Source organism: Bacteroidota bacterium (assembly GCA_037133915.1).
GTDB lineage: Bacteria > Bacteroidota > Bacteroidia > Bacteroidales > CAIWKO01 > JBAXND01.
Genome location: JBAXND010000028.1, coordinates 1 through 17,788, shown reverse-complemented (window position 1 = coordinate 17,788; position 17,788 = coordinate 1). Strand labels below are relative to the sequence as shown.

The following is a 17,788-nucleotide window of genomic DNA, read 5'->3' as shown; positions in this document are numbered from 1 at the left end:
TGCACAGAGTGCCACAGAGAACCACAGAGTTATTTGCGCAAGCCGTGCGGTTTTTCCACAAGCTCGTGCTGCTTTTCCTCAAGCCCGTTCGTCTTTTCCTCAAACCCGTGCGTCTTTTTCACAAGCTCGTGCGTCTTTTACATAAGCCCATGCGTCTTTTACTCAAGCTCGTGCGTCTTTTACATAAGCCCGTGCGTCTTTTACATAAGCTCGTGCGTCTTTCATACAAGCTCGTGCGTCTTTTCCTCAAGCCCGTGCGTCTTTTCCTCAAGCCCGTGCAGCTTTCTTACAAGCCCGTGCAGCTTTTTTACACGCCTGTGGGTGTCGTATACTATAACCTGGCATTCGGCTAATGCGGCGCAGGCAAGCACGTCACACTAAGAAACATCATCCGTGCGCCGCCGGGTTGTATGCAATTACCAGTATGATGCCGAGACTCTTCTTTAGGTTTCATACTTCGGGATACCCAAAGTCTAAAATGCATCAGAGGCTGGTTGTCACAAATAGTAATGACCACCAACCCCTGATAACTAATCTCTGGTACCCAACAACCAACTCCTAGTTCACTACAAACTTCAGCGTATGTATTCCATCATTAGATTTCAGTGACAGATAATATACACCTGAGGTCAGGTTGCCGAGGTCAAGCTGCATGCCGGTGAAAACGGTGGCTGTCCGGCTGTAAACCCGTTCGCCAAGCACATTATATACTTCAATGCTGCCGTTGGTAGCTTTCGATGATAGCAGGTTGAACATTCCATTGTTCGGATTCGGATAAATGCTCAGACCATCCGCTTCGGTATTCTGATGAATGCCTGCTGTTGCAGGTTTATCAAAATGAAGCATGAAACGATTTTCGTCATCGCCCGGAGCAGCATAAAATTCATACGTGCGGCTGTCGGCCAAATTGGTAACAACACCCGTTTTCAGGTCTTCCAGATAGATTTGAGTGCTCTGGTTCAGCTGCTCAAATTCGGATGCCGTTATGGTAAACAAGCCCGTTCCGGATGCCATGAAGGCAACAGGTACCGTCGGGTTATTCTGAACATCGGGCAGCGTATTAATCGCATATTCCACGTTATCCTGACCTTTCGACCACAACTGGCTTTTTCCCGGAACAACAATTTTATATGCATCGAAATCACCGTCGAAAGCAGCTGTTGACTGAGGTTCGATGCGCACAATCATGTCATCATTCATCAGACCGTCGTGAATGGTCAGCCTGATAAAATCAGCCTGAATCGCACTCTTGAAGAAGGTACTGTCTTTATGAACCCTTGCATGGTTATTCACCGAGAGTAAGCCGGGGTTGGTATTGCAGGTTACATAGAAGCCCTGACCTTCGGCAATATAATTTATTCCGCCATTGGTTCCAAAAGGATAATTATACGTAGCGTAGGTTCCGTAAGTCTGGTTGTAAATATAAATGGCACCGTCAACATTCGACTTTGTCCAACCAAGATTATCATCCCAGTCAATGGCACTCGGATAAGGATTACCTATCAGATTCCATCCCCGCTGTCCGGTTGATGGTAAGCTGTTGCGGGTCAGATTAAAGGTTTTGGTGCCCGTGTTTGGCTTTCCTACGTATGTGTACACTTTGGTAAGTGAGCTCTTGAGGGCATACCCGTTCATCACTGCCAGAGGTGTTGAAAGTGTGGTGATATTCTGCCATGCGTACGTAGGCTCGAGCCATTTTTTAATGTACTGACCACTGAATATCACTGCTGTGGCCGACGCTACAGGACTTGAAATATAATGCCAGTAATTGGCCGTGATGTAGCGTTCTATTTTAGCAGTTCCCGGTCCACCAATTGTTCCGTTATCAATAAAAGAAGCAGTCCCAACCGCTGAAGATTTCAGTATCAGGCACTGGGCTCCGTTTAATGTTGTATTACCATAAGCCGTAAGTGATTTATGCGGCATAATGGTAAGTGTGGCACCGCTGGCGATGCTCAGTTGATTGCATTTCGCGGCGTTCGAAATAACGGGCTGGTTCAGCGTACCCGAAGGAATGATAACGTCTGTTGCCTGAATGGGTACGTTATTGCCCGACCAGTTGCCGGGTGTATTCCAGTCGGTACTTACAAGACCTGTCCATGTGGCACCGCAAACCAGAATGGTGACTGTAACAGTGGCTGTATCTGTACACCCCAGCGAATTACCGGTAACCGTATACGTTGTAGTTACCGAAGGGCTTGCCGACGGGTTATAGATACCGGCATTATTCAGACCTGTTGAAGGAGTCCAGGAATATGAGTTGGCACCACCTGCCGTTAATTGTGCTGACAGGCCGGAGCAAACCGTTGCCGGGCTTGGATTGCTTGAAACAGTGACAACAGGTATCGGATTAACCGTTACGGTAATGGTTGACTGAGCAGTGCAGCCAAGGCTGGTTCCTGTTACACTATAAACGGTAGTACTTGTAGGTGATGCAACGGGATTGTAGATACCTGCATCATCGAGTCCTGTGGCAGGCAACCATGAAAAACTGGTTGCACCTCCTGCAGTAAGCTGTGCAGAGCCACCCGTGCAGAATGTTGCAGGACTGGGGTTACTGTTGATACTTACGTTGGGTATCGGGTTCACTGTAACGGTAACACTCGCTGCAGCAGTACAACCGGTGAGTGTTCCGGTAACCGTGTAAACAGTTGTATTCGCCGGAGTGGCCGTTGGGTTGTATAGATTTTCATCATTAAGTCCTGTTGCAGGCGACCATAAATACATAGTAGCGCCGCTTGCAGTTAACTGAGCTGAACCGCCGGCACAAATTGTTGCAGGTGACGGGTTGGTTGTAATACTCATTGAAGGAAGCGGGTTTACAGTTACGGGCAAATCGGTTGTAACCGTTCCGCAGGTGTTGGTGGCGGTTGCCCTGACGGTAAAGTTATTGCTTGCTGCGATCACAACACCTGTGACAGGGTCTATGCTTTCTGAACCGGCCACAATGCTGTATGAAATGGACGTTGCATAAGCCGAAGTTGCAGTATAGGTACTTCCCTGTCCGGCACACAATGTGGTTGCACCTGCTGTAAATACAGGTGTTGAAGGTGCATAGAACGTAGTATCATAAATAATGTTAGAATTACCGCTCAGGGGTGAACCCGAACATTGTCCATAAGCTCTAACCCTGTATTGATAGGCAGTTCCCGTTGTAAGTCCGGAAACAGGATAGGTAAGAACATTCGTCACGTTCAGGTTATTGTATCCGGTAACGAAGGTGCTGAAGTTATCTTTTGACACATCCAGGAAATAACCGGCTGCATTGGTAACTGTATTCCAGTTCGCAGTAAAGCCGGTGCACCCGTTATTTGTTGCTGCCGTTGCAACGGGAGGTGCTACAGAAAGATTCGTGATGGTGAGTGTAGGTGTGCCGTTAGTGTATGGGAAGCCGTTCACCTGAATATAATAAGTTGTACCTGCATTCAGGGTAACCGCACTGATTACACTTGAATACAGCGGACCGCTATCATCGTCGCTGGCAACTTCCGAATAAGTTGCAAAATTATTTACGTTGCCGGCGGTATAAATAGCAAGCTGCGTATCAAAACCTGTAGATGCCACCTGATAACAGGATGTAGCCGCAGGTGTGAAAACAAACCACTGTGAGTTTGTCGGAGGTTCACCATACGTATACCAGTTATAACCGGTAGGTTCTCCAAGCTGCATTCCATAATTATTGTTTGCATTACCGGTGGTACTTCCAACAATTGCCGTGATAGCTCCCGATACGTTATCGTTTCCGGAAGGTGTATAGGCACTCGATGTACAGATGGTGAAATCGCCGGCGGTTCCTCCGGCGGCAACTCTGATTTTATAAACTGTTGAAGCCGCCAATCCGGTAATATTTAATTTTTCGGTTGCGCCGTTTCCTGTGAAATCATAACATATAACACTCGCGCCGGGGCAGGTGGCATTTGTTCTAAGATTTAACACAGGGTCAAATCCGGCAGCTCCGTTAACTACAATGCGCATGGTGCCATTGGCGGGCGATGTGAATGAATACCATACATCTTTTGCAGTTGAGCTGCACGATGTGAGACCACCTTCATTGGTTGCACTGGCTGTAGTTCCTGCAATGGGAGAGGTACAATCTGAAGTTATTGTCAGGGTAGTGGCCGCGCTGCATGCATCATTCGAGGGCGGCGGTCCGGTGCGACCGGTCATCTGTGTGCCGTTAAGCAGTGCCGTTGTTCCAGAACCGAAAACAATCTGATGATTGGTGGTGTTGATGGATGCTCCGCTTATGCTTGCCCATGCCGAACCGTTCCAGTTCATGGGAATCAGGTCGGCTTCAGTACTGACAACGTCTGCCGTTTTATATTGCAGGTAACCCGAATAGTTATAGGCAGAACTTGAATTATCCGTAAAGTAGAAATGGCGGTGGAGGTAGCTTAATCCGATTCCACCGGTATTATAATTTGAAGGATCGCCGTTCACCAGGCGCACACCAATGGTGCGTGCAGCTGCATTGCTTGAAAAATAAAGCTGAACGGGAGAATATTCTGCAGTACCTGTTGCATCACCGACAGGGAAATCATAATAGCTGTAGCCTGTTGTAGAAACAAGTCTCTTGAATTGTCCGGTACCATCTGCTGCAAACATATTAGTTGCCGAAAGAGTGCTTCCACCAATGGATGCACCGGCATTATTCCACGTAAAATCATTGGATCCAAGAACAACGCGGCCATTTGTCATCGTCAGAGCTCCTGCCAGAGTAAGGCTGGTTCCCATCGTTATTACAGGATTCGTATTGTTTATCCTGAGGTCTCCTGAAAGGGTGTAGGTTCCTGTACCGCCGATAGTTTGTGTAGCAGACGTAGCTGTTGAACTGCCTTTCGAAAAACCAAGCTCTGTACTTGCCGCAATAGTAAGAGTTCCGTTGTTGGTCAAGTTCCCTCCGGCATATAAATCAGAACCTGAATAAGAACCTCCGATAGTTGCCAGTGTGCTATTGGCATTGATTGTTAATGCTCCACCAATTATCATTGGATGTGAAGTCATGTAATTGCTGACGGTAGTTGCTCTGCTGGCTCCGGTTCCTCCGTTCACAGTTACATTGCCTAAGGTCAGATAACCACTGCTACCGCAATCAACCACAAAACCATAAGTTGCAGTTGAAGCGTTGGTGCAGGAGGCTCCTCCGAAAACCATTGTGTTGCCGGTCCATGATGAAGCTGAACCTGTGCTGAATTCAAAAGCAGTTCCATATCCGTAATTGTAGGTGCCATTAGTGCTTGGTGTTGCGAAATGCGGGTCAATAAATGTAATCGTCCCACCCGAAACAGCAATAGTAACAGAACTGCCCATACTAAACAATGATACCGTCTCGTCAACACTTCCCGCGGTTGTTCCGTCGTTACCGTCAATATTAATTGAACCACCTGTCATCTTGAAATTGGCATTATAACCACTTCCGACAACATTCACATAACCGTTAACATTGATAACACCGGTGCCGGAAAGGTCCAGTGCCCCGAGAATATCAAACTTTCTGTTGCCGCCACAAGATGGACCTATATTCAACGTATTGGCTGACATAGTGAGTTTGTGCGTAGTGCCACTGCCATTACTAATCGTGAGATTATTGCAGGCAGGTGTACCCGTAGTGGTTCCGTCAATTATAACGGCATGGTCAATAAATACATCATCTGCAGAACCGGGAACAGAATTCCCTACCCAGGTTGCAGGCGTGCTCCAGTTTCCGGCTGCGTTGGAATGAATGATACTGGTCATGCTGGCTCCGCTGGTGCCTATATAAAGATTCAGGGTAGTACCCGAGCTCGGAGTCGGGATGGCTGTTCTGGTAACTTCAGGATCGGATGTTGAGCCACCTGTAGTTCCATGTGTTCCGGGCGCTGCTGTGGATGTACTTACGATGCGTAAATCTGAAACGGTGCCGCCGCTGGGTACAGTAAATGTGTTGGAACTCTGCCTCAACCTGACTGACAAATTAACCGTGCACCCGTAAGGATTGGTTGATGGAATAGTAAGCCCCCACACCCTGTTTGAACGAACAGTCACATTTACACCGGCATCGGTAAATGGTCCAATGGCTGTAATGCCGCCGGCATCGGTATGTGTAATTGCAATGTATCCTGCAGTGACAGTACCGCCACTGGCCTTCCATACCCAGAACGAACGGAGGTCGCCGGCAGCTGTTCCCATCGGAAACTCCGGATAGGTTTGCTTTGAAGTTGCAAGCCCGGAAGGATAAGCCGTTTGCATGAACCACCGCTTAAACGTACCATTGGCAAGTACCGGATTGTATGAACCTGAGTAGGTAAGTGTTGCAGTAGCATTATTTCCAAGAGTAAGGGTTCTCGTGTTTAAATCTATCACGCCTTTGTTCATCGTAAGTGTTGAAGCCACTGTGATATCCTGATCACCGAAAGTCAGTACGTTGTCACGATAAATAGAAAAATTGCTCAGCATAGCCGGACTTGAAGTGAACGTGCCGTTGGGTAAAGCAAATGCATTACCGCCGGTATAATATGTAGTTCCGAAAACAAGGCTTGAGCTCACCGTAGTAGTAAGTGTACCGCTCGTGCGGGAGATAGGTGTATTTCCCGTACTAAACGTGATTGTATTGGCACCAACTGTCAGAGCCCCGCTGGTAAGTTTAAGAGTATTCCCATCCATGGTCGGACTGAACGATGTAGCCATTGTTACGCCAGCCGCATTCGCAATTTCTACTGTTGCAAATGAGGTTGAGGTTGACCATTCAGCGCCGGTAGTCTGTGCTGATGTTGCCGTATATTTAAGGGTAGTACCGGAAATATTGGGCTGAACCGATGCGCCTGAACCTAATGCAAATGTCGGTGGGGTGGTTGTACCTGCCATTTCCATAGTTCCGTTAGTGGCAATTGAAACTGTTGAATATGAGGAAGCCGTTTTCACTCCGGTTCCTGAAAGTTTAAGGTAATAGTAACCCAAACCCAGGATTGTCTGCGCACCGCTCCTGTTGTACTCAAAAACACTCACTGCAGTTCCCGGTGTGAGTGTGCCACTGAATGTGGGCGACTGCGATGAAAGTGTAAGTATATGTGCCATGCCACTCATATCAAGGGTGCCGGAACCTGCAAGACCAACACTTGATGCGCCGCTATTGGTAATATTCACCGTACGCGCACTTCCCGTACCCCACTTAAGGTTACAGCTTGAACCGACCGTAAGGTCACCGGTAATGGTTGTCGGAGTTCCTGTGAGCGTGGAGTAATAATAGCTGTTGGCAATAGTTAGATTATTATAGGAAAAACCTGTAAGAGTTGGCACTAATTGGTTCATACCCCCATTGAATTTAATGGTATTCCCCGTCATTACCCATGAGCTCACGTTGGTCGCTGTTAGGCTGAAGGTGTTTGCAATACCTATTATAGATGATGGAAACGTAATTACTCCGCTCCCACCCCTGTTGCCACTTATGGTTAAACTATTATAATCGTATGCCGAAGAGCCTGTTGGTATTGCAACCACAGCCTGGCTTCCGGTTCCGTTATAATCAATTACATTGGAACTGTTCATCGCATAATAATAGCCACTGCTAAAGGTGGCTGATAGTGTCAGTGTATTTGCAATACCTACAGTACCTGTACCAAAAGTTATTGTGCTGTAGCTTCTAGCGCCGGAGGTTGTAAGGTTATAATACGTGAAGGCAGGTATCGTCTGCGAGCTGGTTGAGTTAAACTCAAAAGTACTGCCGGTAATTGTATGCCCGGTACCGGTTCCCGGTGTGAACGTACCGGTAACAATTATGGAGCCCGAAGACGGGAGGATTTTTGCGTAGTTGTCAAAAGTAAGGCTGGTGTAAGTGGCAGCCATCACAGCTTGATTCGCGGAACCTTTCGAATATTTAAATTCCGTACTTGTTGCACCCATGCTCAGTGTTCCGCCATTATTCACGGCATCTCCCTTAACGGTAAATGTCGAATTGTTACCAATTGTAAGAGTACTGCCACTTTGCAATGTCAGCCCTCCGTTCACTACCAGAGTCAACCATGTCGGCACAGTAACAGCTGCATTAATTACCAGACTGGCCGGCAATGCAGATGAAGATGTCCATTCATTGGTTGATGCAGGTGTTGGTATTGTGACAGTAGATGCATATTCAAGGCTGGCACTAGGGCCGTAGGTAAGTGTATTTAAATTGTAATAAAATGTAGCAGTACCTGCCATAATTAAGCTGGTATTTATCGTTGTGTTCAGATTCAGTTTTTTCTGTCCCGAACCGCTGAGCCTTACTGTTGAATATGGGTACGTACTGCTGCCGGGTGCTGATGTTCCGCCGTTGGTAACTGCAAGGAATGTCTGGGCGCCAGCAGCTCCATATTCAACCACGCCCGAAAAGTCATAAGGCGTTGATGCCGAAAAAGCAATGGTTGGAGAAAGCCCAAGCAGCAACAGTGTTCCTCCTGCACTAACAGTTAGCTTACCTGCTGCAGAGCCTGTTGTTTTACTCATCACAGCTGACGCCCCCGAACCGGTGGCAGAAGATTTTAGTGTGGCTCCATTACTGATAGTCACATTACAGCTTGCATATGCGCTCTGATTGATGAAAAGACCGTTGGTACCCATGTCTACAATACCAGATGTAACAGTTACCACACCGGCCTGAATAGCGGTTTGCAGTGTGCCGGTATTGGCAGCAGTAAGACTGAAATCGAGAGTCCAGCCAGAAGAAGTTCCGCTACCTATTCCCCATTCACCGGTAGTGGTAATAGTGCGGGTTGAACCGACAAAAGATATTTTTCCTGTGCCTGTAATAATTGTATTATTTGCTGGTGAAGTTGAATTTGACTGTCCACTATAAAAGGTTCCATCGGTAGTTCCGGTAACGACTGTTCCGGAATAATTTCTGAGTTTTCCGCTTACAGACAATGTGTACGTGCTTAATGCCAGCACACCGGTTGCATTGAAATGGAGGTCGTTGCAAACAGCGCCAGCAGCGCCAATAGTAACTGTATGCCCGGCCTGTATATATACATTGTTGGCAGCAGTGGGAGCCGTAGTGGCAGTAGACCAGGTATTTGCCGCAGTTCTTTTTTCCCATGTGCCGGCAGTAGCCCAGGTGCCTGAAGCTTTAGAGCGATAGTCTCCAACTGTAGCAGTCTGCGAATATGCATTCAGGGTAACAATAACAAGCACTAACATCGTTAAGGCAGTTATCAATGCCCTGAAACTTTTCTGTTTGAAAGTAATACGTGATCTCATAGGTTATGTTTGTTTGGTTTTATATAATTGATTCAAGCGCCATCAAAAAAATAGTATTCAAACAATACAGCATGAGAAAAAATATAATATTCCCATACCATGCTCAACTAATTCATGAACTCGTGTCCCAACCTAAAATGTGCTTCCAAACTTTGCATGATGTGCAGGATTGCACCCTCACGCCTCCCCTTAAAATTGAAAAAATCAGAAATGAATTCTATAGCAAATATATTAAAAGCAAGTTAAAATACAAAGTCCGGGATGTTAATTATTTGATAATACAAGCGTTAAAAGACCTGTTTATCACTTATCCTCAATACATATATTTAACAATGGTTATTTATGCATTCTTAGAAAGACTTGGTGTTGAAACACTATTTATAGAATATAATTATAAATGCACATTGTTTAGATAAAGACAATAATATTTTTCATTAATTATCGACAATCAACCTTTTGAATGATAACATTGTGCGCAAAAATGCCTTTTTAGTGAAAACGCCCTTTCCTGAAAAATGAAAAGGGCGTTTTTAGAAATCACAACGAATAAAACAAAACACTCACGGAATTGATGAATGAAACAATAATGCTATGGTGTATTATCAAGATAAGAAACGGAATTTTTATTGATACTTGTAACTTTGAATTCTGTTCTTCTGTTCATCTGGTATTCTTCTTCCGTGCATTTCACACCATCGGTGCATCCGTTCACAGAAACAGATTCGCCATATCCTTTGGCTGTGATTCGTTTCGAATCAATTCCATTGGATACAATATAGGCAACGGCTGATTCTGCACGTTTCTGCGAAAGCTTCTGGTTGTATTCCGCTGTACCGCGACAGTCGGTATGAGACCCCAACTCGATATTGATTGAAGGGTTTTGAATGAGTATTACCACCAGCTTATTCAACTCAATGGCAGCATCAGGCCTGATGTTCCATTTGTTATAATCATAATAAATATTTTCCAGTACGATGGGTTTATTCAGCACTATTTTTTCCAGCACAAGTTCTACGAAAACCGTATCATGTCTGGTTTTGCACAGACCGGCATCAACGGAAGCATTCATCTTCGTAAAATAGCCTTCTTTACTGCCGGTCAATTCAAAGTTTGAACCACAGGGCGCTTTCAGGTATGCCACGCCGTTAGCAGACGTAGTCAGCAAATCGGTTTGATCATTTACTTTATTGTAAACCTTTACACTCACTCCGTCGAGCAATGCCAGAGAACCATCGTCGTGTTTTTCTTTTGTAACAACAGCCAGCATAAGGTCTTTGATGGGTGTGGGCGATACTTTGTAAATATCATCACTTCCCAGTCCACCGTCGCGTGCCGAGGCAAAATATCCGCCCTCCCCATGTTTGGGAAAGTAAGGTGCGAAATCGTCTTTGGATGAATTAATCGGGTATTTCAGGTTCTGTGGATCCGACCATTTATTCAGACTTCCGCTTGCCGAAAAAATATCAAGTCCACCCATTCCGGCAAGGCCGTCGCTGGAAAAATACAAAACGCCATCATCACCCACAGACGGAAAAACTTCGCTTCCGGCAGTATTGATTTTGTTTCCGGCATTCTGCGGAGTACTCCATTTACCATCGTCGCCCTTACGGCTGAAATAGATATCGGGGCCACCGAACCCGCCGGGCATATCAGATACGAAATACAGCACGCTTCCATCGGGCGATAGCGCCGGGTGACCTACGGAATATTCTTCCACTTTGTTGAATGCAAAAGGCTGCACATTCTGCCATTTTCCGTTTACATAATCGGCGGTATAAATCTCAAGCCTGTTTACAAAATCTTTGGTTTTAGAATGATCATACCAACTTGTAGGATCACTATTCACGGGTTTTTTGGTCACTTTCACCATTTTAGTGCGGGTAAAATATATGCGTCCTTCCGAAGGGTCAAACACACCCGGACCATTATGATACCCGTTGTTGAGAGCTGCAATTTCCTGTCCGTCCTGACCGGGTTCGCCATTACCGTCGGCATCAAAATAATATTGTTTCAGATACGGTTTTCCGGTCCAGCCCGAGATTTCATTTTCGCCATAATTTTTTCCGGGTATTTTTCTGTCGGAAGTAAGAATAAATCCTTTGTTGAAAGGAATCAAACCAAAATCTGAATTCTCGGAATTTACCGCTGCAACATTTAAAACGTCAAAGTACTCAGGATGCGCCATCCAATCTTTAGCATTGGTGCAGGCTGATATCCATGCATCAGCACTTGCTTTGGACTGTGGAGATCTGTCTTCAACAATTTTATATTGAGCTATAGCTTCATCATAGTGGGCGTTTGACCTCAGCACATGCGCATATTCCAGCACATCTTCAACGGTAGCTCCCGGAAAGCGAACTACTTTTGCCAACCACTGTTCGGCAGATTTAGTGTCATTATTCATGAGGTAACAGTCGGCCATATCACGTGTGCTTTCAAGCCCGGGCGGCACTAATACGAATGCCTGTTTGTATAATTCTATTGCTTTGGTATATTCAAAATTCGCTTTCATTTGCCGGGCCTTCTCAAGGTTTGACTGCGACGAAACACTGCCCGCCATTAAAGTGGCCAATACGACAAGCGCGAAATATTTCATGAAAAAGTTTTTCGTTTTCATTGGTGTCGTTTTTAATAGATTAGAAGTACCTGGGATTTTTCATTTTTGTCGGTTCCTTTACGGGGAAGTAATACCCTGCCATAATTTCATGACCCGAGTAGTTCTTCAATGCCGAAAGTGTTTGCGTATAGGCATAACCGATTCTGAGCTTGTCGGTGATGTTCCACTCGGTCATCAGTACAATGGCATCGCGGTGTTTAAGCGTGTTGTCAAGAGCATTGTTCTTGAAAACCTGTGCTCCTACCCTAACGGTAGCACCAATCCAAATCTTCTCGTTGTACAATAGAAAAGTACTCAGGTCGAGGTTTGACGGAGCTCTGAAATCCTCTTTGTAAAGAAAACTCGGTTTCAGTTTGAGCCTTGATCCTAAATCAAACACATAACCGGAAGTAAGGTAGTAATGCCTCGACTGACTTGTTACCAGCAAATCTTTTGGTTTTATTACATCACCCAGCATATCTGTTACACTGAATCCTGCATAAAACCTGTCGCTGTAAAGGAACAGTCCGGCCTTGGAATCAAACAACACCGTGCTTACAGAATTTTTGGGAATCGCCGGGTCATCAATATTTTCGCTTGTAAGCTTTGTACCGTCGAGCGTGAAGTATGAAACGCCTGCAGCAAGACCCATTGATAGTTTGAATTTTTCGCCAAGCTTAATTTTATATGAATAACTTCCGAATAATCCCTGCGTACTTTGAGCGCCCAGTTTATCGTTGATGAAGTGTATTCCCAGACCAATACTGGGCGAAACCGGACCTTCAAGACTCAACGTCTGAGTGGTCGGCGAACCGGAGAAACCTGTCCATTGCGTTGCAAAAATAGCATTGGCATTGAGCAGTCCCTTGGTACCGGCATACGCAGGATTTATAAGCAATTCATTAAACATATAATGATTATAAACGGCATCCTGCTGAGCATATCCACAAAGTGCAAGCAACATTGCGGCTATTATCGTTATTGACTTTTTCATGATAATGAGAATTTAAATTAAATGGTTTGGTTAACGAACAATGGTGATATATCCCTGGAACGTTCTGTCTTCATCGCACATTTTAACTTTCAATACATAGAAGTATGTACCTTCAAGCAAGCGGCTTCCCGACCAGTCATTGTGGTAGCTCTTTTCAGTAAATACCTCATTGCCCCAGCGGTTAAGAACCACAAGTTCATTTTCAGGATATAAATCTATATTGCCGATTACCCAAACATCGTTAATACCATCGGCATTGGGCGAGAACACATTGTTTATCACCAGTTCGTCTTCATTGATACCGGTAAGTACAGGTTTTGTAAATTCCACCTTGCATCCAAGGTTATCGGTAATTGTAAGGGTGTAAACACCGGCATCAAGATTTGTTACCGAGGCTTCACTGCCACCGGTTGACCATGAATAGGTGTATGGACTTTGTCCGCCATCAACAGCCACTTCAATAGCGCCATCTTTTTTCCCGGCACAATTGGCATCACTGTATGATACAAGGTTTATATCAATAACGGGTGCCGCTTCGATACTGAAATCAACACGGATTGAACAGCCATTGGTATCCATAATATCAACGGTGTGATTGCCTGCCGAAACATTGCCAAACATATCATTGCTCACAAATGATGCGCCATCAAGTGAGTAACTGTAAGGAGGAACACCGTCGCTGGCATTCACTTGTATGATGGCATCTGAATGTCCGTTGCAAAGATTTCCCGAAACGATGTCAACGGAACCGTGCATTGGATTAGGTGTGTTTACAGGGAAAGCAGGAACTTCAGTAGTACATCCTTTTGCATCTTTTACAATGATATTATAAACACCTGCAATTATTGAATCAAAGGTAAAAGATGACTGGAATGTAAGTCCTCCGTCAATGGAATACTGATAAGGCTGTGCACCCCCACTCACATTTACATTAAGCGAGGTGAGACTATTCTGAGTGCATGTATACTTAGCCTGTAAGGGAATAACAACCAGTGAATCAGGATTACCAATCTGTACCATATTCTCGCCTGAAGTACAACCGTTCTGGTCAAAAACAACCACATTGTATGTTCCCGATATCAGTGTGGAGAACACATTGGTTACTGACGGATTGCTTCCATTGAGTGAGTATGTGTAGCCACCGTTGCCACCGCTTGCTATGATAGAAATTGTTCCATCGTTACTATTGTGGCAGCTGACTTCGGCTGTTGCTGAAATACTTAAACTTATGGGCAATGGATTCAGGATATCCATTACTGAAGAAATGCTTGAACAGCCATTCTGGTCAAAGACCTCCACAGTATAAGACCCCGAAGCTAAGCCGCTGAAAATGCCTGACTGCTGGAACTGTCCGCCATTCAGTGAGTAGGAATAACTTCCTGTTCCACCGGTAACAGTAACATTAATTGTAGCATCGCTTGAATTATTGCAGCTTACCTGAGGCGAACCAACAGCACTTACAACAATCGGCTCAGGATCCTGAATTGTTATCTCAGGACTGCTTGCCATGCAGAGATTCCCATCATACACTGTAACAAAATATGACCCGGCATTCAATGAACTGAATACATTGGATGTTTGTGATGGTCCACCATTAAGTGAATATGAATAGACACCGTTGCCACCGCTTGCATTAACTGTAATTACACCATCATTGGAAGTGTTACATGAAACCTGAGGACTCGCCTGAACACTGAGTGAAACGGCATCAGGATTGGTCAGATCAACAGCTTCCATTACCAGGGAACAGCCATTTGCATCAGAAACAGTAATTGTATAAATGCCGCTGCTGAGGAAGCTGAAAACATTTGATGTCTGAAGCGGACCGCCATTCAATGAATAAGAAAGACTGCCCGTTCCACCGGAAGCAGAAACCGTAATAACGCCGTTATTTCCGTTGTTACAGGATACAGGGTTTGTAATAACACTGACTGCAGTAATTTCTTTTGGATTGTCAATTACAACTGAGCCGGACATTACAGAACAACCATTGGCATCAAATACGGTCACGGTGTAGGTTCCTGCAATCAGATTATTAAATACCGGAGATGATTGAACGTCGCCTCCATTCAGAGAGAAGGAATAAGCACCTGTTCCACCACCTGCAACGACATTAATAACTCCGTCGCCGGCATCATGGCAGCTTACCTGAGTGGAACCACTGACAGAAACTGTTAGCTGTGCAGGATTGGCAATTACTATCGGTGATGTTGAAACCGAGCAATTGTTTGCATCAAATACAGTCACAACATAAGTACCGCTTACGAGATTAGAAAATACATCAGTTGATTGAAGTGCGCCACCATTCAATGAATAGGAATAGGCACCTGTTCCTCCTGCTGCCGTTACCGTAATCTGACCGTCTGCGCCATCGTGGCAACCCACTTGCGGAGTAGATACCGCAGTTACAGTAATTTGAGGCGGATTGGCTATCGTTACTACGCCACCCGAATTATCAATGGTTCCTGAACAACCATTCTGATCATAAACCATAATCTGATAGCTGCCGGCATATAAGCCGCTGAATACATTCGATGATTGTTGCTGTCCACCATTGATAGCATATGTATAATGAGGTGTTCCGCCGCTGGCAAAGATTGTGATTACACCGTCATTACCATCATGGCAGGATACCTGCAAAGAATTTTGAGCAGTAACAGTAATAATGGTTGGATTAGCAATTGTGAGCGCATCAGTGGTGACGGAACAACCGTTCTCGTCAACAACGGTCACGCTGTAAGTACCGCTTGCCAGTCCGCTGAACACATTCGATAACTGGGCTAATCCACCATTGAGTGAATATGAATATGCGCCTGTGCCACCAACTGCGGTCACTGTAATAACACCGTCGCTTGCATTGTTGCAGCTCACCTGCGATGAACCAGCTGCTGTTGCTGATAAGCCGGCAGGATTAGCAATAACAACAGGAGAAGGCAGAGTGAAGGAACAACCATTCGCATCAGTTACAACTACGGTGTAAGAACCGGCTGAAAGACCGTTAAACACATTTGATGTTTGAAAAATTCCACCATTCAGTGAATATGAATACGCACCCGTACCACCGACTGCTGTTACCGTAATGCTACCATCACTGCTATTTTTGCAGCTGACCTGTGATGAACCGACAGCTGTTGCCGAAATTGCATCAGGATTGGAAATTATAATGGGAACGGCAATTGAAAAAATGCAGCCTTTTGCATCATTCACCGAGACGAGATATGAACCGGACGCCAGGCCACTAAATATATTAGATGACTGAGCTAATCCGCCATTGAGCGAATATGAATAAGAACCGGTACCGCCCGCGGCTGTTACAGTTATTACCCCATCACTTGCATTGTTACAGCTCACCTGTGATGAACCGCTTGCAGTTGCTGAGAGCTGATCGGGATTGGCAATGATAATAGGATCAATGATTGTGAAACTACATCCATTTGCATCCGTTACAACCACAGTGTAGCTGCCCGCAGCAAGATGATCGAATACGTTAGAAACCTGTGCCAAACCTCCATTCAATGAATATGAATATGCACCGGTGCCACCTGTTGCTGTTACAGTAATAGAAGCATCACCACCATTATGACAGCTAACCTGTGCTGAACCAACAGCTGTTGCTGATAATGCAGCAGGATTGGATATTACAATCGGAGTTGAAATTGAGAACGTACATCCTTTTGCATCACTAACTAATATTGTATAGCTTCCGGCTGAAAGACCGCTGAACACATTCGATGATTGGGCTGTTCCGCCATTGAGTGAATATGAATAAACGCCAGTGCCACCAACTGCGGTCACTGTAATAACACCGTCGCCGGCATTGTTGCAGCTAACCTGTGATGAACCAACCGCTGTTGCTGATAACGGATCAGGATTAGCAATTGTAATGGCTTCACTAATGGCCTCGCATCCATAAACATCATTTACTGTGATAGTGTATGTGCCTGCTGGCAGACCATTAAACACGTTGGATAATTGTGGCACACCACCATTTAATGAATAAGTGTATGAACCAGTTCCGCCATTGGCAGTCGCAGTAATTATGCCGTCAAATGCATCGTTGCAGCTAACCTGTGATGAACCAATAACTGAAATAGTAAGCAATGGAGGATTCTGAATGGTAATATCTGAAGCAGATAATACCATCGTTCCCGAACAGCCATTCTCATCATAAACTACTACGTGATATATACCGGCGGTAAGCCCCGAGAATACGTTCGAAAGTTGAGACTGACCTCCATTTAAAGAGTAGCTCAGAATACCGGTTCCACCGGAAGCAGTAACAGTAATTACACCGTCACTGGCATCATGGCATGAAACCTGACCTGAATACTGAGCAGTAACTGTTATTACCGATGGGTTGGCAATTGTATATTCAGGTAACGTTAGGGTACAACCTTTCGCATCGCTTACAACTATTGTATAGCTTCCGGCTGAAAGACCGCTGAACACATTTGATGATTGTGGCGTTCCGCCATTCAATGAATATGAGTACGCACCTGTGCCACCAACTGCGGTCACTGTAATAACACCGTCGCTTGCATTGTTACAGCTAACCTGTGCTGAGCCGCTTGCTGTTGCTGATAAACCAGCAGGATTTGAAATTACAATCGGAGTTGAAATTGAGAACGTACATCCTTTTGCATCGCTAACTACTATTGTATAGCTTCCGGCTGAAAGACCGCTGAACACATTCGATGATTGTGGTGTTCCGCCATTCAATGAATATGAGTATGCACCTGTGCCACCAACTGCGGTCACTGTAATAACACCATCGCTTGCATTGTTACAGCTAACCTGTGATGAACCAGCCGCTGTTGCTGATAATGCAGCAGGATTAGAAATTACTATCGGAGTAGTGATTGAGAAGGTACAACCTTTTGCATCGCTAACTAATATTGTATAGCTACCGGCTGAAAGACCGCTGAAAACATTGGATGATTGTGGTGTTCCACCATTGAGTGAATATGAATATGCACCGGTGCCGCCAA

Annotated in this window: 4 protein-coding genes; all 4 read right to left on the bottom strand. The window is 45.2% G+C overall.

Going from position 1 to position 17,788, the window contains the following annotated elements:
* Positions 1 to 558: 558 nt before the first annotated feature.
* Positions 559 to 9,210 (bottom strand): T9SS type A sorting domain-containing protein, encoded by an 8,652-nt coding sequence (locus tag WCM76_10375; protein MEI6766038.1) that lies wholly within the window; start codon positions 9,208 to 9,210, stop codon positions 559 to 561.
* Between the two features lie 589 nt (positions 9,211 to 9,799).
* Complete coding sequence (locus WCM76_10370) at positions 9,800 to 11,827, bottom strand: OmpA family protein (GenBank protein ID MEI6766037.1); 2,028 nt, start codon at positions 11,825 to 11,827, stop codon at positions 9,800 to 9,802.
* 19 nt (positions 11,828 to 11,846) lie between these two features.
* Entirely contained in the window at positions 11,847 to 12,800 is a 954-nt protein-coding gene (locus WCM76_10365; GenBank protein ID MEI6766036.1) for a type IX secretion system membrane protein PorP/SprF, read from the bottom strand.
* A gap of 30 nt (positions 12,801 to 12,830) precedes the next feature.
* Positions 12,831 to 17,788 (bottom strand): gliding motility-associated C-terminal domain-containing protein (locus WCM76_10360; protein ID MEI6766035.1); only part of this gene is annotated, 4,958 nt, incomplete at its 5' end.